Source organism: Sphaerisporangium sp. B11E5 (assembly GCF_039871875.1).
Taxonomy (GTDB): domain Bacteria; phylum Actinomycetota; class Actinomycetes; order Streptosporangiales; family Streptosporangiaceae; genus Sphaerisporangium.
On the sequence record NZ_JBDPMD010000017.1, the window covers coordinates 43065 to 65709 of the forward strand.

Here is a 22645-nt window from a genome sequence, read left to right on the forward strand (position 1 = left end):
TGCGCTGGGCGCGGCGGCCCCGGGCCGCGGGATCCCCGCGGCCACACGCCGTGCCTCACGGCCCCGGTACACGCGCGGTGGCGCGCCCGGGGCCCGGCTAGGTGGGTGTGTTCAGGCTGCGCCTCTGGAGGAGGACCGCGATGACGATGATCAGGCCCTTGGCGATGAGCTGGTCACTGGTGTTCAGGCCGTTCAGGATGAACAGGTTGGTGATCACCGTGAAGATCAGCAGACCGAGGATCGAGCCGATGATCGTGCCCCGGCCGCCGGTGAGCAGCGTGCCGCCGATGATGACCGCGGCGATGGCGTCCAGCTCGTACAGGTCGCCGTGGGTGCTGGAGCCGGTGGTGGTGCGCGCCATGATCAGGATGGCCGCGATGCCGCAGCACAGGCCGGACAGCGCGTAGAGGATGAGGGTGTGCCGCCGCACGTTGATGCCTGCGAGCCGGGCCGCCTCGGGGTTGCCGCCCACGGCGTACGTGCGGCGCCCGAACGTCGTGCGGTTGAGCACCAGCCAGCCGATCGCCACCACCAGCGCGAAGATGTACACCAGCAGCGGCAGGCCGAACAGCCGGGTGGTCGACAGCTCCACCAGCGCGTTGTTGTCGGGCTGCACGAGCTGGGTCCTGCGGTCCGACATGCGCTGCGCCAGACCGCGCGCGGCGACCAGCATCGCCAGGGTGGCGATGAACGGCACCATGCGGCCGTAGGAGATGAGGAAGCCGTTGACCAGGCCCGCGCCCGTGCCGACCAGGATGGCGCAGATCGCCATGACGACCGGCCCGTACGCCTGGGTGGCCAGCGTCGTCGCCCAGACCGAGGCCAGCGCCATGATCGCGCCCACCGACAGGTCGATGCCGCCGCCGATGATGACGAACGTCATGCCGACGGTGATCACGCCGATGGTGGCGGCCAGCGCGAGGATGCTGACGAGGTTGGAGGAGGTGGCGAAGGTGTCCGGCGCGGTCACCAGACCGACCACCGCCAGCAGGACCAGCGCCACGACCAGGCCGAGGTGGCGGGCCTGCCCGATGCCGCCGAGCACACCCGCCGCGGTGACGGGGCGCCGCGCGGGCACCTTGGTGGCGTTCTGTGGCGTGCCGGGCCCGGTGCGCAGGTCCTGCGTGCCGTCTTGCGGCGCCCGTGCGTCCGTCACAACGCGCTCCCTTCCATGATCATGTCCAGTACGCGCGGCTCGTCGAGCTCGCGGGCGTCGGATTCGTGGATTACCCGGCCCTCGCGCAGCACCAGGACCCGGTCGGCGAGCCCCAGCACCTCGGGGACCTCGCTGGAGACCAGCAGGACGCCGACGCCCTCGTCGGCGAGCCGCCGGATCACCGCGTACAGCTCGGCGCGAGCGCCCACGTCGACGCCGCGGGTGGGCTCGTCGAGCAGCAGCAGTCTGCGGCCCTCGACCAGCCAGCGGGCGAAGACCGCCTTCTGCTGGTTGCCGCCGGAGAGGGTGCGCACCGGCCGCCGCGCGTCCGGGGGACGGATGTCCAGGGTGCGCACCAGCCGCTCGGCCGCCTCACGCTCGGCGCGGCGGTCCACCCAGCCGAGCCTGGCGTACTTGCCGAGGCCGGCGATCGTGATGTTGCGCCCCACCGACTCGTTCATCAGCAGGGCCTGCGACTTGCGCTCCTCGGGCGCGAGGCCCATGCCGAGGCGGACCGCCCTGGAGGTGCTGCCGGGACGTACCGGCTCCCCGGACAGCATCACCTTGCCGGCGACGGGACGGCGGGCGCCGTACACCGTCTCGATGATCTCCGAGCGGCCCGAGCCCACCAGGCCGGCCAGCCCGACGATCTCGCCCTCCCGCACGCTCAGCGACACGTCGGCGAAGTGGCCGGGGACGGTGAGCCCCTCGACCCGCAGCACCTCCGGCCTGCCGTCGTGCGCGCCCGGCGCGGGACGCGGGGGGAAGACGTACTCCACCTCGCGGCCGGTCATCAGCGACACGACGCGGGAGGTCGGCGTCTCCCGGGCGGGCAGGCCCACGGCGGCCGTGCGGCCGTCCTTGAGCACCGTCACCCGGTCGCCGATCTCACGGATCTCCTCCAGGCGGTGGGAGATGTAGACCACCGCCACACCCTGCTGGGTGAGGTCCCTGATCACGCGGAACAGGTTGCCCACCTCGTCGTGGGCGAGCGCGGCGGACGGCTCGTCCATGACGATCAGCCGCACGTCATGGGACAGCGCCCGGGCCATGCTGACGATCTGCATGCCCGCCGCGGACAGCCGTCCCACCTCGATGGTGGGCCGGATCTCGCCGTGGCCGAGGCGGGCCAGCAGCTCGGCCGCGGCCTTGTTCATCCCGCTCCTGCGGGTGAAGCCGAACGCGGCGTGCTCGTGGCCGAGGAAGATGTTCTCCGCGACCGACAGGCCCGCCACCAGGTCGAGCTCCTGGTAGATCGTCGCGATGCCCGACTTGATGGCCGCGATGGGACTCGCGAACCGCACCTCCTGGCCGCCGAAGGTGATGGTGCCCTCGTCCGGCTGGTGCGCCCCGGCGAGAATCTTGATCAGTGTGGACTTGCCGGCGCCGTTCTGGCCGAGCAGGCAGTGCACCTCTCCGGCCCGGACATCCAGGTCCACGCCGTCCAGGGCGCGCACGCCGGGGAATTGCTTGACGATGCCTCGCATGACCAACAGGTCGCTCACGGGGCCTCCGGGGTGTGGGTCCCTGCGGGGGGACGGACGGTTCCTGAGATCGCGGGTGGACTCGGCTACTGAGTGGACTGGTGGGGCTATTGGACGGAGAACACGTGATCGCTGATCAGCCGGGCGCCCCCGATGACGCCGGCGGTGTCCCCGAGTTCGGACAGGACGATGGGCAGGTTCCCGGTGGCCAGCGGGAGTGACCTGCGGTAGATGACGCTCCTGATCTCCGCGAGCAGCACGTGGCCCAGGCGGGCCACACCCCCCGCGATGATCATCAGGCCGGGGTTGAAGAAGCTGACCAGCCCGGCGAGCACCTGGCCGGTCTGCCGCCCGCCGTCCCGGATGAGCTGGAGGGCCACCGGGTCCCCGAGCGTCGCCGCGGCGGCGACGTCCTCCGCGGTCAGCACTCCGGTCAGGGCGAGACGTTCGGTGAGGTACGGCGACCGCGGCGCGGCGCGCACCGCCTCCCTGGCGAGCGCGGCGCCGCTGAAGTACGCCTCCAGGCAGCCGGTGTTGCCGCAGGTACAGGTCGGCCCCTGGTCGTCGACCCGCATGTGCCCGATGTCGCCCGCGCTTCCTGACACACCGCGGTAGATCTTGCCGTCGACCACGATGCCGCAGCCGACGCCCGTGCCGATCTTGATCAGCAGGAAGTCCTCCACCTGCCGGGCCAGCCCGGCGTGCAGCTCGCCGAGGGCCATGAGGTTGACGTCGTTGTCGACCTTGATGGGGCAGCCGAGCTCCTGGCTCACCATGTCCCTGACCGGGAAGCGGTCCCAGCCGGGCATGATCGGCGGGGCCACCGGGACACCCTCGGCGAAGCTCACCGGCCCTGGCACTCCGATGCCCGCGCCGTTGAGCTGGGTGAACAGCCGTTGCTCGCGCAGCTTGCGCAGCAGCTCCATCGCGCGGTCCAGCACAAGGGCCGGGCCCTGCCGCACGTCGCACAGCTCGCTGACGTGACCGAGGATCTCCAGCTCGCCGTTGGTGATCGCGACGTCGACCGAGGTCGCGCCGATGTCGATGCCCGCGAAGCGGATGTCGGGCGACAGGCGGACCATGCCCGAGCGGCGGCCGCCCCGGGACGCGGCGAGGCCCGCCTGCTCCACCAGGCCCACCTCGATGAGGCGGTCCAGTTCCAGGTTGAGCTTGGAGCGGGAAAGCTCGACGACGTCGCCGAGCTCGGCGCGTGACCGTCCACCGTCCCGCAGCAAGCGCAAAAGCGTCGCCTGATGCGCGTTCTCAGGACGCATGGGGATCCGCTTCACAGCCCCTCCGGGGTTGGGGTGATACGCCCCTGAAGCTAGACCACTTCCGCCACCAGGTGAAGGGCTTTTCGATGACGATTCATAACTTTCGCCGTTATGAACGAAAGCTTGCTGGTTGCCGACGCCGAAAATGACCGGCGGAGTCACGGTCTCCGCCGGTCCGGTGGCGCCTTTCGCGGCTACAGCATGGCGCGCATCGAGGCGGCCGCCTGCTCGCCGAGAGTCGTGGGCAGGTGCGGCTCCTCGGTGAGGATGGCGTCCCAGTTCTCCGCGATGGCCTCGATGGTGAGGTCGCCGGTGCTCCAGCCGGGGCCTTCCGCGACGAAGACCCTGGCCACGCGGCCGCCGCCGACGCTGAACACCTCACCGCTGGTCTCGCAGCTCTCGTGCGCGAGGAAGGCCACCAGCGGGCTGATCTTCTCGGGGCCGAGCTTCTGCTCCAGCTCGGCAGGCAGCAGCGCCTCGGTCATGCGGGTCCACGCGATGGGGGCGATGGCGTTGGCCTTGATGCCGGCCCGTGCGCCTTCGATGCCGAGCGTCTTGGTCAGGCCCACCAGGCCCATCTTCGCGGTGGAGTAGTTGGCCTGGCCGAAGTTGCCGAACAGGCCGGCCGGGGAGGTGGTGTTGACGATGCGGCCGTACCGCTGCTCCTTCATGTGCGGGAACACCGCGCGGCTGACGAGGAAGGAGCCGCGGACGTGCACGGCGAGCACGGCGTCGAACTCCTCGACCGTCATCTTGCCGAAGGACTTGTCCCGCAGGATGCCGGCGTTGTTGACGAGCACGTCCACCCGGCCGAACGCGTCGATCGCGGTCCGGACGATCCCCTCGGCACCCTCGGGGGTGGCGACGCTGTCGGTGCTGGCGACCGCCTCCCCGCCGTTCTTGACGATCAGCTCGGCGACCTCCGCGGCGGGGCCGGCCGAGGCGCCGGTGCCGTCCAGCGCGCCGCCGAGGTCGTTGACGACGAGCTTGGCGCCGCGCTCGGCCAGCAGCAACGCGTGCGATCTGCCGAGACCGTGACCCGCTCCGGTGACGATCGCGACCTTCCCGTCGAACCTCAGTTCCGGCATGCCCGCTCACCTTTCAGGAGAACAAACTTCTAGTGGTTCCCTACGATAACGCGCCGTTCCCTCGGCCCCCAGAAGTGGAAGCCGTTATAAACCGCACGGTTGCGGACAGTGATCGGCAAGGTGAATTTCTGCTATAGTTTTGCCCTGCGTGGGGCATGGGCCGACGGAGGCCCGGCGGCCGGATCCCCGGCCGGTGGCCCCGTCCGGGACCGGGCCGGAGGCCTCCATGCCCGCACCTCTCCGTGTCATCCAGTGGGCCACCGGCGCCGTCGGCGGCTACGCGCTGCGCAGCGTCATCACCCGGCCGGAGTTCGAGCTGACCGGGGTGCTCGTCTACGACCCCGACAAGATCGGCCTGGACGCCGGCCCGCTCGTCGGCCTCCCCGAGACCGGCGTCCTCTGCGACGACGACGTCGACCGCGTGCTCGCCACCGACGCCGACTGCGTGCTCCACATGCCCCTGCCCGCCGCGTACTTCGGCGGCGACTACACCGCCGACCTGGAAACCGTCTGCGCCCTGCTCTCCTCGGGCAAGAACGTCATCACCACCACCGGTTTCATCTACCCGCAGGTCTACGGCCCCGTGGTCGTCGACCGCCTGGAGTCCGCCTGCCGCGCCGGCGGCACCTCCGTCTACGGCACCGGCATCAACCCCGGCTTCATGAGCGACCTGCTCCCCCTGACCCTGAGCGCCCTGTCCACCCGCCTGGACCACATCTACGTCCGCGAGTCCTCCGACTTCGTCGGCCACCCCTCCCGCCAGATCGTCATGGACCTCATCGGCTTCGGCCGCGCCCCCAAGGAATACGCCCAGGCCGTGCGCCCCTTCCGCACCGTCCAGCGGGCCCTCTTCTCGGAAAGCGTCCAGTTGGTCACCCACGCCTTGGGCGTGGACCTCGACGAGGTCGAGGAGACCGACGAATACGACCTCGCCACCGAGGAGTTCGACATCACCGCCGGCACCATCCGCCCCGGCACGGTGAGCGCCTCCCGCTGGATCTTCTCCGGCCTGGTCCGCGGCCGCCCCTTCATGACCGTCGAATGCGTCTACAAGTCCCACGCCACCAAGGTCCACCGCTGGCCCACCCCCGGCTTCGCCCTGCACATCGAAGGCATCCCCCAACTGACCGTGACCATCGACGAGATATCCCACGGCCTGGCCGGCGCCGCCGCCCACGCCGTCAACTCCATCACCCCCGTCTGCCAGTCATCCCCCGGCATCCAGACCCCGTTGACCCTCCCCCTGACCACCGGCCACGGCACCGCCCACCTCCCCTGAACCTGCCGTACGGTGGCCGGGCCTTCGAGGTCACCGGCCGGTGCGCAAGCGGGCCAGGTGGGTGGCGATCTCGTGCACCTCGGTGCGCTGGGTGGACGCCAGGGTGCGGGCGATGTCCCTGGTGGTGCGGTCCTTGCCCTCGTCGCGGGCCTTCTCCGCGAGGAGCATGCCGTAACCGGTGTGCCGCGCCACCGTGGTGAGCCACAGCTTGTCGAAGTCGGCGCCCTTCTTCCCCCGGAGCACGACAAGCTGGGCGTCCGTCACCATGCCCGGCATGTTGTGCATCGGCGGGTTGCTCGCGTCCGGAACGGTGAACTCCCACGCCCGCAGCCGCCCCGCCAGCACCTCGACCCGCGACGCCTCCGCCGTCGTGACCTCCCGGGCGAGTTCCCTGACATACGGATCCTCCCCCCGCCCCTCCACCAACCCCGCCAGCGTGACCGCCTGCCGATCATGCAAGATCATCTCCCGGCAGAACAGCACATCGGTCAGGTTGTACGGCAGGTCGGCCTCGGTCACCTCCCGAGGCCCTCCCGAAGGCACGGCGGCCCCCGCGGGCACCCCCGCACACCCCGTCAGCGCCAGCACCGCCACAACCCCGGCGACCAGCCCACGGCCACCCTTCATCGGCACCTCGCTCCCTCCGGACACCCGGAGATACGCGCCCATCCCCCGCCGCGTTCACCCGACTTCCCGCCCTGGGATCAGGTCGCCGGGTACCAGAGGTCGGGAGGGCCGGGGACGGGGTGGATCCGGGCTTGGACGTGCAGGTGGACCAGGTGGGCGAGGGTCTCGTTGTTGGCGGCCCGGCGCATGAACGGAGGGATCTGGGACCAGGGGCGGGACCAGGTCAGGGATTCGGCCACGGACCAGCAGGTGATGCCGTCGGCCGAGTGGACGACCTTCTCGATCTCCGCCAGGCGGTCGGCGTGGTGGGCCGTCACGTGGTCCACGCGGGCCGACAGTTCCAGGAAGCGGTACTCGTGGGCGGGGAGGACCTCGTCCACCGGGAGGTCGCGGACGGAGCTCAGGGCGGTCAGGTAGTCGGCCAGGGGGTTGGGGGCCGACTGGGGGTGGACGGCGACGATGGGGGTGATCCTCGCGAGAACGTGGTCGCCGGAGAACAGGAGCCTGCGGGCAGGGGACGTGAAGCACAGGTGGCCGGGGGAATGGCCGGGCGTCCAGATGGCCTTGAGGTCCCAGCCGGGGAGGTCCAGCGTCGTGCCGTCCTCGATGAGGCGGTCGGGACCGGCCATCGTGACGTAGTGCCTGATCATCATGGAGGCACCGGCCAGCTCGTCGAGCATGGAGGACGGGACGCCGGAGCGGAGCAGGGACACGCGTTCGCGGGCCACGAGGTCCTCGATGGCGGAGTCGTCGTAGCGGTCGTGCAGCAGGGCGGCGTCGGCCGGGTGCAGGCCGATCCACGCACCGGAGGCCTCGCGGACGCGACCCGCGAGGCCGTAGTGGTCGGGGTGGATGTGGGTGACCAGCACGGCCCGCACGTCGGTCATCGCGTACCCGGCGACCGCCAGGCCGTCGCTCAGGGCGGTGTACGCCTCGTCGGTGTTCCATCCGGCGTCGATGAGGGCGACGCCGCCGGGCAGTTCCAGCGCGTACACCAGCACGTACCGCAGGGGGTTCACGGGGATCGGCACGGGGATGGACCACAGGCCGGGGCGCACGCGTTCCACCACGGGCATGCCCCCGCCGACCCACGCGGCCCGTTGCTCCTCGCTGGCCGGCGTGACCCGCCGCACCGGCCGTCCCGCGCGTCCGTCGGACATCCGTGCTCCCTTCGGGGGGTGGGACACGATTCTGCCCCGGCGGCAGAACTAGGTTCTACTCGGGGTGGCCGCCGGCAGGCGGATGTACAGCAGGGCGGACACCAGGGTGACCGACGCGGTCAGCCACCAGACGAGGGACGGCCCTGTCACACCGGCCAGGGCACCGAAGCCGGCCGCGCTGAGCGCGGCGCCGAACTGCAGTTGCAGCGAGTCCACCGACATCAGCGTCGCCCGCCGCGACGACTCCACCCGCTCGTGCATCATCGACATGCGCGTCACCTCGGCCACGGCCAGCCCGGCGAACAGCAGGACGTACGCGGCGCCGGCCGTCACCACGCCCGCGGCGCCGGTCAGCGCGGCCGTCGAGGCGAGCACGGCGAACGCCAGGGCCACGCCGGCCATCCCCGCCACCCCCGCGCGGGACGGGCGGCCGAGCACCCGCGCCACCCAGGGGGACAACCACGAGCCGAGCGCGGACGCGCCGAACCCGGCCGCGGCCACGACCGCGTACACCGAGCTCCCCGACTCGGCGTCGCCGGTGAGCGCGGCCAGCCGCCCGGGTGTGAACAGCTCGATCACCGCCAGCCCGACGCCGGCGAGGAACACGATCGCCAGCAGGCGGCGCAGACCTCCGTCCCGGACGGCCAGCCCGACCCCGCCGCCGACCGTGGCCGGCACGTCGCGCAGCACCGCGCGCAACGCCGGACGGGGCCGCGGCGGCTCGCGCAGGACGGCGAGCACGACGGCGAGCAGCACGAGCGCGGCCACCGCGCCGCCGAGCACCGGGACGATCAGCCCGCCCGGCACCGCCAGCGGGAGGAAACCTCCGGCGAGCGTGGCCAGGCACAGCGAGAACGACGCCGCCGCCTCGCCGCGGGACAACCCGTGCCGCAGGTCCGCGTCCGGTCCGGCGGCGCGGTGCAGGGTGTCGACGTACCAGGCCTGCGCCGGGCCGCTGGACAGCGCGCGTGCCGTCCCCTGGAGCACCGCCCAGCCCAGGAACGGCCAGACCGTGGTGGCCGTGGCCATCAGCACCAGCGCCGCCATGCTGAGCGCCGCGGACGCGGCGAGCACCACCCGCCGCCCCACGACGTCGGCGAGGCCCCCCGTCGGCAGTTCGAGCACCACCACGACCACCGAGTGCACGGCCGTCACGGCGCCGATCTGCGCGAGCCCGAGCCCGTGGGAGGACATCAGCAGGACCATCACCGGGAACGTCAGCCCCGAGGGCAACCAGGCGAGGAAGCTGACCAGCACGTACCGCCGTAACGCGGCCCGGGGCGACAGGCCGGCCGGCCCCTGCCCGGCGGGCGGCGGACCTACGGCGACGGCGGGGGACGGCTCGCCAGGAGGCGGGCCCTGCCCGGCGGGGGACGCCGGCGGCGGCACGGGGCCGTCGCCGGCGGAGACCGAGGTCATGCGGGGTACCTCCTGGTGGGAAAGGCGGCGACGTGGAGCGCGACCCGCTCGCGGCCGGGGGCGTCGGCGTCCTCGGCCTCCAGTTCGCGCAGGATCGCCTTGATGCGGACGTGGAGTTGCTTGACGGACGCCGCGGTCAGCATGCCGAAGTCGTCGGACATGCCCGCGGCCTCGATCCATTCGGGGCCGTAGGAGTCGCGGTCGCGCTCGAAGATCTCGTGGTCGCGGACCAGCACCATGAGCTGCCGTTCCCGCATGTCGCCGGCCGCCTCCCGCCCCTCCGGGGAGATGTCGAGCTCCGCCTCGTTCCAGGCGGTGTACCGGTGGATCGCCCGCCAGCGGCGCTCGCGGGCGTCGCGGCGCTCGGGATCCTCCTCCACGAAGCCGTACCGGGCGAGTTGCCGCAGGTGGTAGCTGGTGGAGCCGGAGCTCTCGCCGAACTTGGCGGCGAGCTCGGTGGCGGTGGCGGGCCCCTCGACGCGCAGCGCGCCGAGCAGGCGCCCCCGCAGCGGATGGGCGACGGCCTTCAGCGCGCGGGGGTCGGTCACCCGGTAGACCTCTGACTCGTCCATAACGGCCAAGATAACTTTGCAAAACTAGTTTTGCAAATTTCCCTTTGGCGTCATCGCTCTGAAAATTTCAGCGCTCCTCACGCCTCCAGGGACCGCGACGTGCGCCGGACGGGCCAAGGTTCGACCGCCCCCCAGATGGCCGGATGCGGTCCATTGACGGCCCAGTGGACCGTTGGAACCATGCGGGCACGTTTTCACGACCAAATGTGGGAGCGCTCCCAATTCTGACTTCCAGGGGAAACCGCGTGATCAGACCATCCCGGCGGTGGGCGGCCTCGCTCGCCCTCACCGCGGTGGCCACTCTGGCCGCCTCCGTACTGTCCGCACCCGCCACGAATGCGGCCGAGGAGGGACCCGAGCAGATCGTCAACGGGACCTTCGACAACGGCTTCGCCCCGTGGTGGGGCACCGGCAACCTGACGCTCTCCGTGGTCGACGGGCAGCTCTGCACCGACGTGCCCGCCGGCACCGTCAACCCGTGGGACGCCATCATCGGCCAGAACGACATCCCGCTGGTCGCCGGCGAGACCTACGCGTTCAGCATGTTCGCCACGGCCACCCCGCCCAGGGTCGTGCGGGCGCTGGTGCAGATGCCGACGGACCCCTACACGGCCTACATGGCCGCCAACCCCGAGGTCAGCACGTCGGGCAACACCTACACCTACACGTTCACCTCCCCGGTCGACCTGCCGAACGCCCAGGTGGTGTTCCAGATCGGCGGCAGCGCCACCGCGTGGCAGTTCTGCGTGGACAACGTGTCGCTCAAGGGCGGCGTCCCGCCCGAGGAGTACGTCCCGGACACCGGCCCCCGGGTCCGGGTCAACCAGGTGGCCTACCTGACCAAGGGCCCGAAGAACGCCACCGTGGTGACCGAGGCGACCGCCGCGCTCCCCTGGCGCCTGAACGACGCGAGCGGCAACAAGGTCGCGGAGGGCCAGACCAGGCCGCGCGGCGTGGACGCCAGCTCCGGCCAGAACGTCCACTCGATCGACTTCAGCTCCGTCACCAGGGCCGGCACCGGCTACACCCTGGTGGCCGACGGCGAGACCAGCCGCCCGTTCGACATCGGCAACGGCTCCCCGTACCGCGACCTGCGGTGGGACGCGCTGAAGTTCTACTACACCCAGCGCAGCGGCGTCGCGATCGACGACGCCCTGCGGCCCGGCTACGGCAGGCCCGCCGGCCACGTCGGCGTCGCGCCGAACCAGGGCGACACCGACGTGCCCTGCCAGCCCGGCGTCTGCGACTACCGGCTGAACGTCGCCGGCGGCTGGTACGACGCGGGCGACCACGGCAAGTACGTCGTCAACGGCGGCATCTCGGTGGCCCAGCTCATGAGCGAGTTCGAGCGCACCAAGAACGCCGCCACCGCCGAGCCCCTCGGCGACTCCACGCTCGCCCTGCCCGAGAGCGGCAACGGCGTGCCCGACATCCTCGACGAGGCCCGCTGGGAGCAGGAGTTCCTGCTCAAGATGCAGGTGCCGGACGGCAAGCCGCTCGCCGGCATGGCCCACCACAAGATCCACGACCAGAACTGGACCGGCCTGCCCCTGATGCCCCACCTGGACCCGCAGTTGCGTGAGCTGCACCCGGTGAGCACCGCGGCGACCCTCAACCTCGCCGCCACCGCCGCCCAGGCCGCCCGCCTGTTCGCGCCGTACGACGCGGCGTTCGCGGCCCGCAACCTGACCGCCGCCCGCAAGGCGTGGGACGCGGCAGTGGCCAACCCGGACCGGCTGGCCTCGCCCGCCGACGGCACCGGCGGCGGCGCGTACAACGACGACAACGTGGGCGACGAGTTCTACTGGGCCGCGGCGGAGCTGTACATCACGACCGGCGAGGCCAAGTACAAGGACTACATCCTCGCGTCGCCGCTGCACACCTCCGACATCTGGCGCGACCGCGGCTTCGACTGGGGCGCCACCGCCGCGCTCGGCCGCCTCGACCTCGCGACCGTGCCGAACAACCTGCCCGGCCGCGCCGCCGTGCGCGACTCGGTGGTCCAGGGCGCGGAGAAGTACCTCGCCACCCTGGCCGCCCACCCGTACGGCATCGCGTACGGCGTGACCACCTACGACTGGGGTTCCAACAACCTGATCCTCAACAACCTGGTGGTCATGGCCGCCGCGTACGACATCACCGGCGACCGCAAGTACCGCGACGGCGTGCTCCAGGGCATCGACTACATCTTCGGCCGCAACGCCCTGAACATGTCGTACGTCACCGGCTACGGCGAGGTGCACTCCCGCAACCAGCACAGCCGGTGGTACGCCCACCAGCTCGACTCCAGCCTGCCGAACCCGCCGAAGGGCACCCTGGCGGGTGGCCCGAACTCGTCGATCCAGGACCCGCTGGCCCAGGCCAAGCTGTCCGGCTGCGCCGCGCAGTTCTGCTACATCGACGACATCGAGTCCTGGTCGACCAACGAGCTGACGATCAACTGGAACTCGCCGCTGTCCTGGGTCTCGGCGTTCGTCGCTGGCCAGGGCGACGGCACGGTGAAGGCGCCCGGCAAGTGCAAGGTCACCTACACCACGCACGGCTCCTGGCCGAGCGGGTTCACCAGCCAGGTGACCATCAAGAACACCGGCACCACGGCCATCGACGGCTGGACGCTGAAGTGGGCGTTCCTCGGGGGCCAGAAGGCCACGCAGGCCTGGCTCACCGACATCAGCCAGAGCGGCGCCACCGTCAGCGCCAAGAACCTCTCCCACAACAAGAAGATCTATCCGGGCAGCTCGGTGACCTTCGGGTTCAACGGCTCCTCGGCGCCGGGTCCCAACCCGACGCCTGACCTGTTCACCCTGAACGGCGCCGCCTGCGCCTGATCCGCACCGGACCGCCGGGCCGTCGCGTCCCCTCGCGACGGCCCGGCACCGGCGCGTCTGTGACCTACGCCACCATGACCGTTCGGTTACAGCGATACGGCGCCACGGTGAGCAGGGCCTCACCCCCCGGACGGGCCACCTCCGCGTGACCAGTTTGAACTGTCCTGGGAGGATCGGGCCGTGACCCGCTCCGAGAGCGCACACGCCACTTCGTACGGCGAGTAGCCTTGGACAGGTTCCATTCTTGAACGCCGATCTGCGGAAGAGGGCGATTTCGGCCGTGTCGTCTGAGTCGTCGCGGACAAACCCGCTGGCCACCTTTGGACAGAACGAGTGGCTTGTCGATGAGCTGTACCAGAAGTACCTCCAGGACCCCGAATCCGTCGACCACGCCTGGTGGAACTTCTTCGCTGACTACAACCCCGACTCGGGCACGAGCCGCGTCGCGGCCCCCCCGGCGGCCAACGGCGCCGCGCAGGTGACAGCGCCGCCGCCCGCCGCCGAGCCCACGCCCAAGGAGCCCGCGAAGCCCGCGGCCGCGGCTCCCGCCGAGGCCCCCACGAAGCCCGCCGCCAAGGCCGCCCCGAAGCCCGCCGCCAAGCCGGCCGAGGAGGCGAAGCCGGTCCCGGCCGAGGCCGAGGCCGTCCGCCTGCGCGGCGCCGCCGCCCGCACCGCGGCCAACATGGACCTCAGCCTGAGCGTCCCCACCGCCACCAGCGTGCGGGTGATCCCGGCCAAGCTGCTGATCGACAATCGCATCGTCATCAACAACCATCTGTCCCGCGGCCGCGGCGGCAAGGTGTCGTTCACCCACCTGATCGGCTACGCCATCGTCAAGGCGCTCGCCGTGATGCCGGACATGAACCACTCCTACACCGAGGTCGACGGCAAGCCGACGCTGGTCAAGCCCGAGCACGTCGGCCTCGGCCTCGCCATCGACGTGCAGAAGAGCGACGGCAGCCGCCAGCTCCTCGTGCCGTCGATCAAGGCCGCCGAGTCGATGGACTTCCGCCAGTTCTGGATGGCCTACGAGGACATCGTCCGCAAGGCCCGTGCCGGCAAGCTCGGCGTGGACGACTTCGCGGGCACCACGATCAGCCTCACCAACCCCGGCACCATCGGCACCGTCCACTCGGTGCCCCGCCTGATGCCGGGCCAGGGCACGATCATCGGCGTCGGCGCCATGGAGTACCCCGCCGAGTACCAGGGCGCCTCCCCCGAGACGCTGAACCGCCTCGCGGTCAGCAAGGTCATGACCCTGACCAGCACCTACGACCACCGCATCATCCAGGGTGCCCAGTCGGGCGAGTTCCTGCGCCGCATCCACCGGCTGCTGCTCGGCGAGGACGGCTTCTACGACGAGGTGTTCCAGGCCCTGCGCATCCCGTACGAGCCGGTGCGCTGGGTGCAGGACATCTCCGCCTCCCACGACGACGACGTCGCCAAGTCGGCGCGGGTCATCGAGCTGATCCACGCCTACCGCGTGCGCGGCCACCTGATGGCCGACACCGACCCGCTGGAGTACAACCAGCGCAAGCACCCCGACCTGGACATCAAGTCGCACGGCCTGACCCTGTGGGACCTGGAGCGCGAGTTCGCCACCGGCGGGTTCGGCGGCCGTCCCCTGATGAAGCTGCGCGACATCCTCGGTGTGCTGCGCGACTCGTACTGCCGCACGGTCGGCATCGAGTACATGCACATGCAGAACCCCGAGGAGCGGGCCTGGATCCAGGCCCGCGTCGAGAAGGGCCACACCCGGCCGAGCCGGGAGGAGCAGCTCCACATCCTGCGCCGGCTCAACACCGCCGAGGCGTTCGAGACGTTCCTGCAGACCAAGTACGTCGGCCAGAAGCGGTTCTCGCTCGAAGGCGGCGAGTCGCTGATCCCGCTGCTCGACTCGGTGATCAGCGCGGCGGCCGAGGAGAAGCTCGACGAGGTCGTCATCGGCATGGCCCACCGCGGCCGGCTGAACGTCCTCGCCAACATCGTCGGCAAGTCCTACGCCCAGGTGTTCGGCGAGTTCGAGGGCAACCTCGACCCGCGCAGCGCGCACGGCTCTGGCGACGTGAAGTACCACCTCGGCGCGGGCGGCGACTTCACCGCCCCGAACGGCCAGAAGATCGCGACCTCCGTGGTGGCCAACCCCTCCCACCTGGAGGCGGTCGACCCCGTGCTGGAGGGCGTGGTCCGCGCCAAGCAGGACCTTCTGGAGCGCGGCGAGGAGGGCTTCACCGTCCTGCCCGTGCTGGTGCACGGCGACGCCGCGTTCGCCGGCCAGGGCGTGGTGGCGGAGACGCTCCACCTGTCGCAGCTCCGCGGGTACCGCACCGGCGGCACCGTGCACGTCGTGGTCAACAACCAGGTGGGCTTCACCACCTCGCCGGCGTCCTCGCGGTCCAGCGTGTACGCCACCGACGTCGCCCGCATGATCCAGGCGCCGATCTTCCACGTGAACGGCGACGACCCCGAGGCCGTCGTGCGGGTGGGCCGCCTGGCCTACGAGTACCGCCAGGCGTTCCGCAAGGACGTCGTGATCGACCTGGTCTGCTACCGCCGCCGCGGCCACAACGAGGCCGACAACCCGAGCTTCACCCAGCCCCTGATGTACGACCTGATCGACGCCAAGCGCTCGATACGCAAGCTGTACACCGAGGCGCTGATCGGCCGGGGCGACATCACGGTCGAGGAGGCCGAGCAGGCGCTGCGCGACTACCAGGAGCAACTGGAGCGCGCGTTCACCGAGACCCGCGAGGCCGGCCACAAGCCGCTGGAGCCGGGGGCGGTCGTCAAGCCGGCTCCCGACGAGGTGGTGCCGTGGTCGCACGAGGACACCCCGTCGGCGGTCAGCGAGGAAACGATCAAGCTGGTCGTCGAGACGCAGCTCAACCTCCCCGAGGGCTTCACCGTCCACCCGCGCCTCGCCCCCGTGCTGCAGCGCCGCGGCCAGATGGTCTCCGAGGACGCCATCGACTGGGCCATGGGCGAGACCCTGGCGTTCGGCTCGCTGCTGCAGGACGGCCACCCCGTGCGCCTCGTCGGGCAGGACTCCCGGCGCGGCACGTTCGGCCAGCGGCACGCGGTGCTGGTCGACCGGGTCACCGGCGAGGACCACACGCCGCTGAAGACGTTCAACCAGGGCACCACGAAGTTCTACGTCTACGACTCCCTGCTGTCGGAGTTCGCGGCGATGGGCTTCGAGTACGGCTACAGCGTGGTGCGGCCGGACGCCCTGGTGGCCTGGGAGGCGCAGTTCGGCGACTTCGCCAACGGCGCCCAGTCGATCATCGACGAGTTCATCTCGTCGGGTGAGCAGAAGTGGGGCCAGCGTTCCTCGGTGGTGCTGCTGCTGCCGCACGGCTACGAGGGCCAGGGCCCGGACCACTCCTCCGCCCGGATCGAGCGGTTCCTCCAGATGTGCGCGCAGGACAACATGACGGTGGCGCAGCCGACCACCCCGTCGAACTACTTCCACCTGCTGCGCTGGCAGGTGCTGAGCAACCGCCGCCGTCCGCTGATCGTCTTCACGCCGAAGTCGCTGCTGCGGCACAAGGCGGCGTCCTCGCCCACCGCCGAGTTCACCTCCGGGTACTTCCGGCCGGTGATCGGCGACGCCTCGGTCACCCCGTCGGCCGTGCGCCGGGTGGTGCTGTGCTCGGGCCGGGTCTACTACGACCTGGTCGCGGCCAGGGACAAGCAGGAGCGGTCGGACGTCGCGGTCGTGCGGCTTGAGCGCATCTACCCGTTCCCCGCCGAGGAGCTGCGCGCCGAGCTGTCCCGCTACAGCCTGGACGCCGAGCTGGTGTGGGCGCAGGACGAGCCGATCAACATGGGCCCGTGGCCGTACCTCACGCTGAAGATGGCCGAGGAGCCGGGTGTGCTCGGCGGGCGTGCGCTGCGGCGGGTGTCCCGCCCGGCGAACTCCTCGCCCGCGACGGGCTCGCACGCCGCGCACGACGCCGAGCTGGAGCACATCATCACCGAGAGCCTCGGCTGACGTCCACGCGCACCGAAGTCCCCCACAGGTGTTTCCGTGGGGGACTTCGCGCATATTTGGATCATCGTTGGGAGACGCGATGTACTTCACCGACCGGGGGATCGAGGAGCTGGTCGAGCGCCGCGGCGAGGAGGAGGTCGGCATGGTGTGGCTGGCCGAGCGGCTGCGTGAGTTCGTGGACCTCAACCCGGAGTTCGAGGTGCCGGTCGAGCGGCTGGCGACCTGGCTGGCGCGGCTGGACGACGAGGACTGACCGCTCGTACGCGCCGGGGGAACGCGATACATCTTGACTTTTGGCGAACGCGACATATCGTGTTTGTAGAAGCAGTTGTGCCTCCGCCGCCTGAAGGGCGAATGTCATGCCCCAGTGGATCATCGATCAGCCCGGCACGCTCACGTTCGAGCCGGTCACCGCACTCGACGTGCGCATCGTGGCCGGCCGTCTGGCCGTGCTCGCCAGCGACGGGCCGCCCAGCCTCGAGGTGACCGAGATCGATTCGCCGCCGCTGCTCGTCGAGCAGGACGACGAGGGGCGGCTCACCGTCGCGTACAAGGATCTGACCTGGGACGGCGTCCTCGGCTGGCTGCGGCACGGCCGGCGGTCCACCACGCTGACGCTGACGGTGCCCAAGGAATGCCCCGTGCGGGCCGGCGTGATCTCCGCGTCGGCGGTGGTGGCGGGCTTCGAGAAACGCACCAACGTCAAGAGCGTGTCCGGCGAGATCGTGCTGGACGGGCTCAGCGGCGACACCGAGGCCGAGACCGTGTCAGGGCCGGTGGAGAGCCGCGGCCTGACCGGCGACTTCCGCTTCACCAGCGTCGCCGGGGAGCTGACCGTCGCCGGCGGCACCCCCCGGCGGCTGCGCGCCAACACCATGTCGGGCCGCATCACCGCGGACCTCGAACTCCCGCCGACCGGGCACGTCACCCTGCACAGCGTGTCCGGGCACATCATGGTGCGGCTCCCCAAGGACGCCGACACCGATGTCGCCCTCCGGTCCACCTCCGGCCACCTGAACACGGCGTTCTCCGGCCTGAACGGCACCAGCCGTCCCGGCACGCGTTCGCTGTCCGGCAGGCTCGGCGGCGGGATGGCCTCCCTGTCGGCCACCACGATCACGGCCGACGTGACCCTGTTGAGGAGAGACCAGTGAGCCCCGTTTTCGCCCATGGGCGGCTCCGTTTGTACCTGCTGAAGCTCCTTGAGGAGAGCCCCCGGCACGGCTACGAGGTGATCCGCCTCCTCCAGGACCGCTTCCTCGGCGTCTACTCCCCCTCACCCGGCACCATCTACCCGCGCCTGGCCCGGCTGGAGGAGGAGGGCCTGGTGACCCACGAGCTGGTGGACGGCAAGAAGGTCTTCACCATCACCGACCGCGGCCGTTCCGAGCTGGAGGGCCGCCTGGACGAGCTGGCCGCCCTGGAGCAGGAGATCTCCCAGTCCGTCCAGGACATCGCCCGCGAGGTCAAGGAAGACGTCCGCGACACCGTGCGTTCCCTGCGCGACGAACTCACCCAGATGGCCCGCGACGTCCGGCAGGGTTCCCAGCAAGGCCCTCACGACACCAAAGAGAACATCCGCGCCGCCCAGGAGGAGATCCGCGCCGCCCGCGACGAGTACCGCCGCGCCTGGCGTGACCAGAAGCAGGCCTGGCAACAACAGAAGCAGGAGTTCCAGCGCCAGAAGCAGGCCTGGAAGGAAGAAACCCAACGCTGGCGCGACGACTGGCTGAGCGGATTCTGGAACTCCCCCCGCCCCCACCGGGCCACCGTCGACCACAACGCCGAGCTCGGCCGCATGCTGGCCGACTTCGTCAACGACATCCGCGAAGCCACCACCGAGGGCACGGTCACCGAGGAAACCCTCGCCGCCGCCCAGGACGCCCTCTACGAGGCGGCCACCCGAATCCGCTCAGCAGTCCAGTAAGCCGCCGACCCCGGCACACCCTCCAAGGGGACGCCCTGGCGTCCCCACTACACGCGTCGCCCACGCCCACCGTCGCACCCCCGTGATCCGGCGCCGCGACGGCGAGACGTGGTACGGCGAGACCGGCGCCGCCGTACGACGGCCCTGGCGTACGAACGGCGGCTAGCCGACGGTGAAGACGATCTTTCCGAAGAACTCGCCGTCGCGCAGGGCCGCGAAACCCTCGGGGGCCTCGGTCAAGGGCAGCACCCGGTCCACCACGGGCCGCACCCCCGTCTGCCCGAGGAAGGTGGCGAGCCGGGCCAACTGTTCACGGGTCCCCATCGTCGAGCCGATCACCGAAAGCTGGAGGAAGAACACCCGGTTCAGGTCGGCCGGCGGCACCGCGCCACTGGTGGCACCGCTCACCACGACCCGTCCCCCAGGACGCAGCGACTTGAGCGAATGATCCCAGGTGGCCTGCCCCACGGTCTCCATCACCGCGTCCACCCGCTCCGGCAACCGCGACCCAGGAGCGAACACCTGGTCGGCCCCCAGCTCAAGGGCCCGCTCCCGCTTCTCCTCCGACCGGCTGGTGGCCCACACGCGATACCCCGCCGCCCGCCCGAGAGCGATCAGCGCGGTGGCGACCCCACCGCCCGCGCCCTGCACCAGCACCGTGGCCCCCGGCTCCAGGCCGGCCTTCTCGAACAACATCCGGTACGCGGTCAGCCACGCCGTGGGCAGGCACGCGGCATCCTCGAACGACAGGTCCGCGGGCTTCGGCACGAGGTTGCCCCGCGGCACCGCCACCTTCTCGGCGAACGTGCCGTCGTGCACCTCCGACAGCAGAGAACGGCGAGGGTCCAGGGTCTCGTCCCCCCGCACCGGAGTGCCGATCACCGAGTGGACGATGACCTCGTTGCCCTCCTCGTCCACGCCGGCCGCGTCACAGCCGAGCACGATGGGCAGGCGGTCCTGGCGGATGCCGACCCCCTGCAACGTCCACAGGTCGTGATGGTTGAGCGCCGTCGCCTTGACCGTCACCGTGGTCCAGCCGGCGGGGGGCTCGGGGTCGGGGTGATCGCCGAGCGTGAGCCCGGCGAGAGGATTGTCGGGGTCGGTGCTTGTGCACGTTACGGCGAACATGCCGGAACCCTATCCCCGCCCCCGGCCGTTCCCGCTCCCGCCCTCCCACGTCGTTTCTTCTCACGCCTTCCTGTCACCCGTGGAATTACACTCGGGGTATTCACCCATACCTGCGGCGGTTGTCGGAAGAAGGCGCGAACTCCGCTGAATACGCGCACACCTTCCGCGCGACACGCCCACACTCCCGCACGCCGGCGGAAGAAATAACCCGCCGACGCGACGCGGGGATCCATGGGTCGCTTTCCCCGTCCTGACCGGGTGTTTCGCCACTCCGGCCGATCCTGCATTTCCGTTTTATGCGCATATATCAGTGAGGCGCTGCGTCATATTTTTTGCCTGCTAGCGCGAATCTCCCGCATGTCGGACAACGGACTGGACGTCGAGCATGAGTAGGGTCGGACATGCAGGCGCGCCATGTATCAAGGTGCTCCTTTACTTTGAACTGCAAAAAGAAAAGGACCGCTTTATGATAGACGTCGGTCATCCTCGGTCTACACACCGTAATGTCGGTCGTTCGTGGCTGACAGCCTCTCTCACGGGCGCCCTCGCGCTGGGCGTACTCGCCGCGACACCGGGCACCGCGGGCGCCGTCCTGGCGCCGCAAGACCTGGGGACGAAAGCAGTCGCCCTGCTTCCGGCCGCGCCCGTGCAGAACGGCTTCGCCATGTTCGCCCGGCAGGCCATCGCAACGACCCTCACACTCACCGCCACCCCGAACCCCGCGAAGGTCGGGGAGTCGATCACCTTCACCGCCACGGTGACGGGCACCGGCACCACGATCCTGCCCACCGGCAACGTGGTGTTCCGCGACAACGGCAGGGACATCGGCACCGCCCCGCTCGAAGGCGTCGCCCAGGCCACCTACACCGTGGCCAACCTGACCGAGGGCACCCACCACATCACCGCCCACTTCCAGGGCAACGCGTCGTTCGACCCGAGCGCTTCGCCCATCCTCATCCTGACCGTGAACGGCCCGGACGGACACGGCAAGGGCGGACAGGGCAAGGACGGGCACGACAAGCACGAGGAGAAGGACCACGAGGAGGAGACCCCGGTCGTCGTCCATGACGACGATGACGACGACGAGTTCGACAAGATCTGCCACAAGTTCCGTCACCACCGCGGCGACGGCGGCTGGCACGACCCCAAGTGGGAGAAGCTGCGCCGTCACTGCGAGGACCACTGGCACAAGAAGGATGACCAGGTCGTCCTCATCGACAAGGGCATCCGCCGCCACATCTTCGGCCACTACGACCACGGCGGCGGCCACCGCGAGTACTGGGACTCCCACAAGAAGCGCTGGGTCCCCGAGCACCGCTACCACAAGCCCCACTACAAGAAGAAGCACGTCCACCACTACCAGAAGCCCGTCAAGCGCCAGTTCGCCGTAACGGGTTGATCACCACCACGCGAGGGCCCGCCAACACCACCTAGCGGGCCCTCATCCCCCCACCCCCCACCCGCGAACCAGAACCACCCACCCACCGCCCCTCGTGGGCCAGCACCACCCGCGCACCGCCACCCATAGACCCGCACCACCCGCGCACCGCCACCTGTGGGCCAGCGCCACCCGCGCACCGCCACCCATAGACCCGCGCCACCCGCGCACCGCCACCCGTAGACCCGCACCACCGCGCACCACCGCACCCCGCCCCCGCCCTCCCTCCTGACCGGCGCCGACGCGGCGGGATCCACTTACGGCGAACCCGGCGCCGCCGTACGGCGCCCCGCCCCGAAAGAACACCCGTCCGACCAGCACCATCCGGGGGTCCCTATGTACGTCCGCCGCCCATCACGCCGCACCGCCATCGTGATCATCGCACTGGCGGCAGCCGTACTGGCAGGCATAACCCTGATCGCCTACCTGACGGCGAGCGAAGAAGCGCCGCCCCCCGTGGCCAAGCCCCCCATCGAACCCCCCATAGCCCCCGTCCCCGTGACCAAGAAACAACTGGCCGCCCTCCCCAAAGCCACCACCTTCGCCAGGCTCAAAGATGCCGAGAAAGACCAGACCCCCCACGCCTCCGCCACCGGCCAGATCATCCACCCCAAACACACCAAGGTCGTCTACACCACCCCAGGCGGCCCACCCCTGGCCGTCCTCCCCACCACCCAACTGGACAACCCCACCTGGCTCCCGGTCCTGGAAACCCGCCCCGGCTGGACCCGCGTCCTCCTCCCCACCCGCCCCAACGGCGCCACAGGCTGGCTCCACACCGCCGACAACAGCACCAAACAAACCACGAACCCCTACGAAGTCCGCGTAGACCTCAGCGACCGCCGCCTGACCCTGATGAAGGACGCGAAACCGACAGGCTCCTGGCCCGTAGCGGTCGGCGCCCCCGCAACCCCCACCCCCACCGGCCGCACCTTCCTCCTCGCCTCCCTGGCCCCGCCCGAGGTCACCTACAGCCCTCTGATCCTTCCTCTGGGCGCCCACTCCGACGTCCTGCAGACCTACGAAGGCGGCCCAGGCACCATAGGCATCCACGGCTGGCCCGACCCCAGCGTCTTCGGCAAGGCCCTCTCCCACGGCTGCATCCGCCTCCCCGCCCAGGCCCTGACCACCCTCTCCCACCTCCCCCTCGGCACCACGGTCCTCGTCTCCGCCTGACCGGCGCCCTGCCATCACGTCCCCCCGAGCGACGTACGCCGGCACAACACCCGCCGCCGGCGGGCCCCGCCGCGTACGACACTCCCAGATTCGCC

At 70.6% G+C, this 22645-nt stretch carries 17 protein-coding genes; 8 read left to right on the top strand and 9 right to left on the bottom strand.

Annotated elements, in window-relative coordinates:
* Window positions 1–97: 97 nt before the first annotated feature.
* The 4 genes from ABGB17_RS17745 to ABGB17_RS17760 all read right to left on the bottom strand — a co-directional run bounded on the left by ABGB17_RS17745 (window position 98) and on the right by ABGB17_RS17760 (window position 5002).
* Entirely contained in the window at window positions 98–1156 is a 1059-nt protein-coding gene (locus ABGB17_RS17745; protein WP_347630773.1) for an ABC transporter permease, read from the bottom strand.
* Window positions 1153–2661 carry a sugar ABC transporter ATP-binding protein gene (locus ABGB17_RS17750; RefSeq protein ID WP_347630775.1) on the bottom strand — a complete coding sequence of 503 codons (1509 nt, stop codon included), beginning with the start codon at window positions 2659–2661 and terminating at the stop codon, window positions 1153–1155. The genes ABGB17_RS17745 and ABGB17_RS17750 overlap by 4 nt, the downstream gene beginning before the upstream one ends.
* Before the next feature lie 86 nt (window positions 2662–2747).
* A complete protein-coding gene (locus ABGB17_RS17755) occupies window positions 2748–3875 on the bottom strand; it encodes an ROK family protein (protein WP_347630777.1) in 1128 nt (375 codons plus the stop codon).
* Between the two features lie 233 nt (window positions 3876–4108).
* Window positions 4109–5002: an SDR family oxidoreductase gene (locus ABGB17_RS17760; RefSeq protein ID WP_347630779.1), complete on the bottom strand. Its 894-nt coding sequence runs from the start codon at window positions 5000–5002 to the stop codon at window positions 4109–4111.
* Window positions 5003–5228: 226 nt separating this feature from the next.
* On the opposite strand from ABGB17_RS17760, the gene ABGB17_RS17765 reads away from it, so the two are divergent.
* Window positions 5229–6281: a dihydrodipicolinate reductase gene (locus ABGB17_RS17765; RefSeq protein ID WP_347630781.1), complete on the top strand. Its 1053-nt coding sequence runs from the start codon at window positions 5229–5231 to the stop codon at window positions 6279–6281.
* 30 nt (window positions 6282–6311) lie between these two features.
* On the opposite strand, the gene ABGB17_RS17770 is transcribed toward ABGB17_RS17765, so the two are convergent.
* From ABGB17_RS17770 to ABGB17_RS17785, 4 genes are all read right to left on the bottom strand, one after another.
* Window positions 6312–6908 carry a DUF305 domain-containing protein gene (locus ABGB17_RS17770; protein ID WP_347630783.1) on the bottom strand — a complete coding sequence of 199 codons (597 nt, stop codon included), beginning with the start codon at window positions 6906–6908 and terminating at the stop codon, window positions 6312–6314.
* 77 nt (window positions 6909–6985) lie between these two features.
* A complete protein-coding gene (locus ABGB17_RS17775; RefSeq protein ID WP_347630785.1) occupies window positions 6986–8068 on the bottom strand; it encodes an MBL fold metallo-hydrolase in 1083 nt (360 codons plus the stop codon).
* 48 nt (window positions 8069–8116) lie between these two features.
* Window positions 8117–9487: an MFS transporter gene (locus tag ABGB17_RS17780; RefSeq protein WP_347630787.1), complete on the bottom strand. Its 1371-nt coding sequence runs from the start codon at window positions 9485–9487 to the stop codon at window positions 8117–8119.
* Window positions 9484–10059 (bottom strand): helix-turn-helix domain-containing protein, encoded by a 576-nt coding sequence (locus ABGB17_RS17785; RefSeq protein WP_347630789.1) that lies wholly within the window; start codon window positions 10057–10059, stop codon window positions 9484–9486. Before ABGB17_RS17785 ends, ABGB17_RS17780 begins: the two co-directional genes overlap by 4 nt.
* A 245-nt stretch (window positions 10060–10304) precedes the next feature.
* Here ABGB17_RS17785 and ABGB17_RS17790 point away from each other — a divergent pair, with 245 nt between their 5' ends.
* From ABGB17_RS17790 to ABGB17_RS17810, 5 genes are all read left to right on the top strand, one after another.
* Window positions 10305–12887, top strand: a complete 2583-nt coding sequence (locus tag ABGB17_RS17790) for a glycoside hydrolase family 9 protein (RefSeq protein WP_347630791.1) — start codon at window positions 10305–10307, stop codon at window positions 12885–12887.
* A 280-nt stretch (window positions 12888–13167) separates the two neighbouring features.
* Window positions 13168–16881 (top strand): multifunctional oxoglutarate decarboxylase/oxoglutarate dehydrogenase thiamine pyrophosphate-binding subunit/dihydrolipoyllysine-residue succinyltransferase subunit, encoded by a 3714-nt coding sequence (locus tag ABGB17_RS17795; RefSeq protein ID WP_347630793.1) that lies wholly within the window; start codon window positions 13168–13170, stop codon window positions 16879–16881.
* 79 nt (window positions 16882–16960) lie between these two features.
* Complete coding sequence (locus tag ABGB17_RS17800; protein ID WP_347630795.1) at window positions 16961–17134, top strand: DUF6104 family protein; 174 nt, start codon at window positions 16961–16963, stop codon at window positions 17132–17134.
* 106 nt (window positions 17135–17240) lie between these two features.
* Entirely contained in the window at window positions 17241–18035 is a 795-nt protein-coding gene (locus ABGB17_RS17805; RefSeq protein WP_347630797.1) for a DUF4097 family beta strand repeat-containing protein, read from the top strand.
* On the top strand, window positions 18032–18808 hold the full coding sequence (locus ABGB17_RS17810) for a PadR family transcriptional regulator (protein ID WP_347630799.1): 777 nt from the start codon (window positions 18032–18034) through the stop codon (window positions 18806–18808). Before ABGB17_RS17805 ends, ABGB17_RS17810 begins: the two co-directional genes overlap by 4 nt.
* Window positions 18809–18970: 162 nt before the next feature.
* On the opposite strand, the gene ABGB17_RS17815 is transcribed toward ABGB17_RS17810, so the two are convergent.
* Window positions 18971–19936 (bottom strand): zinc-binding dehydrogenase, encoded by a 966-nt coding sequence (locus tag ABGB17_RS17815; protein WP_347630801.1) that lies wholly within the window; start codon window positions 19934–19936, stop codon window positions 18971–18973.
* A gap of 646 nt (window positions 19937–20582) precedes the next feature.
* Here ABGB17_RS17815 and ABGB17_RS17820 point away from each other — a divergent pair.
* Both ABGB17_RS17820 and ABGB17_RS17825 read left to right on the top strand, forming a co-directional pair.
* Window positions 20583–21335, top strand: a complete 753-nt coding sequence (locus ABGB17_RS17820) for an Ig-like domain-containing protein (RefSeq protein ID WP_347630803.1) — start codon at window positions 20583–20585, stop codon at window positions 21333–21335.
* 411 nt (window positions 21336–21746) lie between these two features.
* Window positions 21747–22550, top strand: a complete 804-nt coding sequence (locus ABGB17_RS17825; RefSeq protein WP_347630806.1) for a L,D-transpeptidase family protein — start codon at window positions 21747–21749, stop codon at window positions 22548–22550.
* Window positions 22551–22645: the final 95 nt, after the last annotated feature.

Bases quoted from the DNA above. Each gene is read 5' to 3' on its own strand.
- ABGB17_RS17760 (WP_347630779.1), bottom strand. From the start codon at position 5,002: ATGCCGGAACTGAGGTTCGACGGGAAGGTCGCGATCGTCACCGGAGCG.
- ABGB17_RS17765 (WP_347630781.1), top strand. From the start codon at position 5,229: ATGCCCGCACCTCTCCGTGTCATCCAGTGGGCCACCGGCGCCGTCGGC.
- ABGB17_RS17770 (WP_347630783.1), bottom strand. From the start codon at position 6,908: ATGAAGGGTGGCCGTGGGCTGGTCGCCGGGGTTGTGGCGGTGCTGGCG.
- ABGB17_RS17775 (WP_347630785.1), bottom strand. From the start codon at position 8,068: ATGTCCGACGGACGCGCGGGACGGCCGGTGCGGCGGGTCACGCCGGCC.
- ABGB17_RS17780 (WP_347630787.1), bottom strand. From the start codon at position 9,487: ATGACCTCGGTCTCCGCCGGCGACGGCCCCGTGCCGCCGCCGGCGTCC.
- ABGB17_RS17785 (WP_347630789.1), bottom strand. From the start codon at position 10,059: ATGGACGAGTCAGAGGTCTACCGGGTGACCGACCCCCGCGCGCTGAAG.
- ABGB17_RS17800 (WP_347630795.1), top strand. From the start codon at position 16,961: ATGTACTTCACCGACCGGGGGATCGAGGAGCTGGTCGAGCGCCGCGGC.
- ABGB17_RS17805 (WP_347630797.1), top strand. From the start codon at position 17,241: ATGCCCCAGTGGATCATCGATCAGCCCGGCACGCTCACGTTCGAGCCG.
- ABGB17_RS17815 (WP_347630801.1), bottom strand. From the start codon at position 19,936: ATGTTCGCCGTAACGTGCACAAGCACCGACCCCGACAATCCTCTCGCC.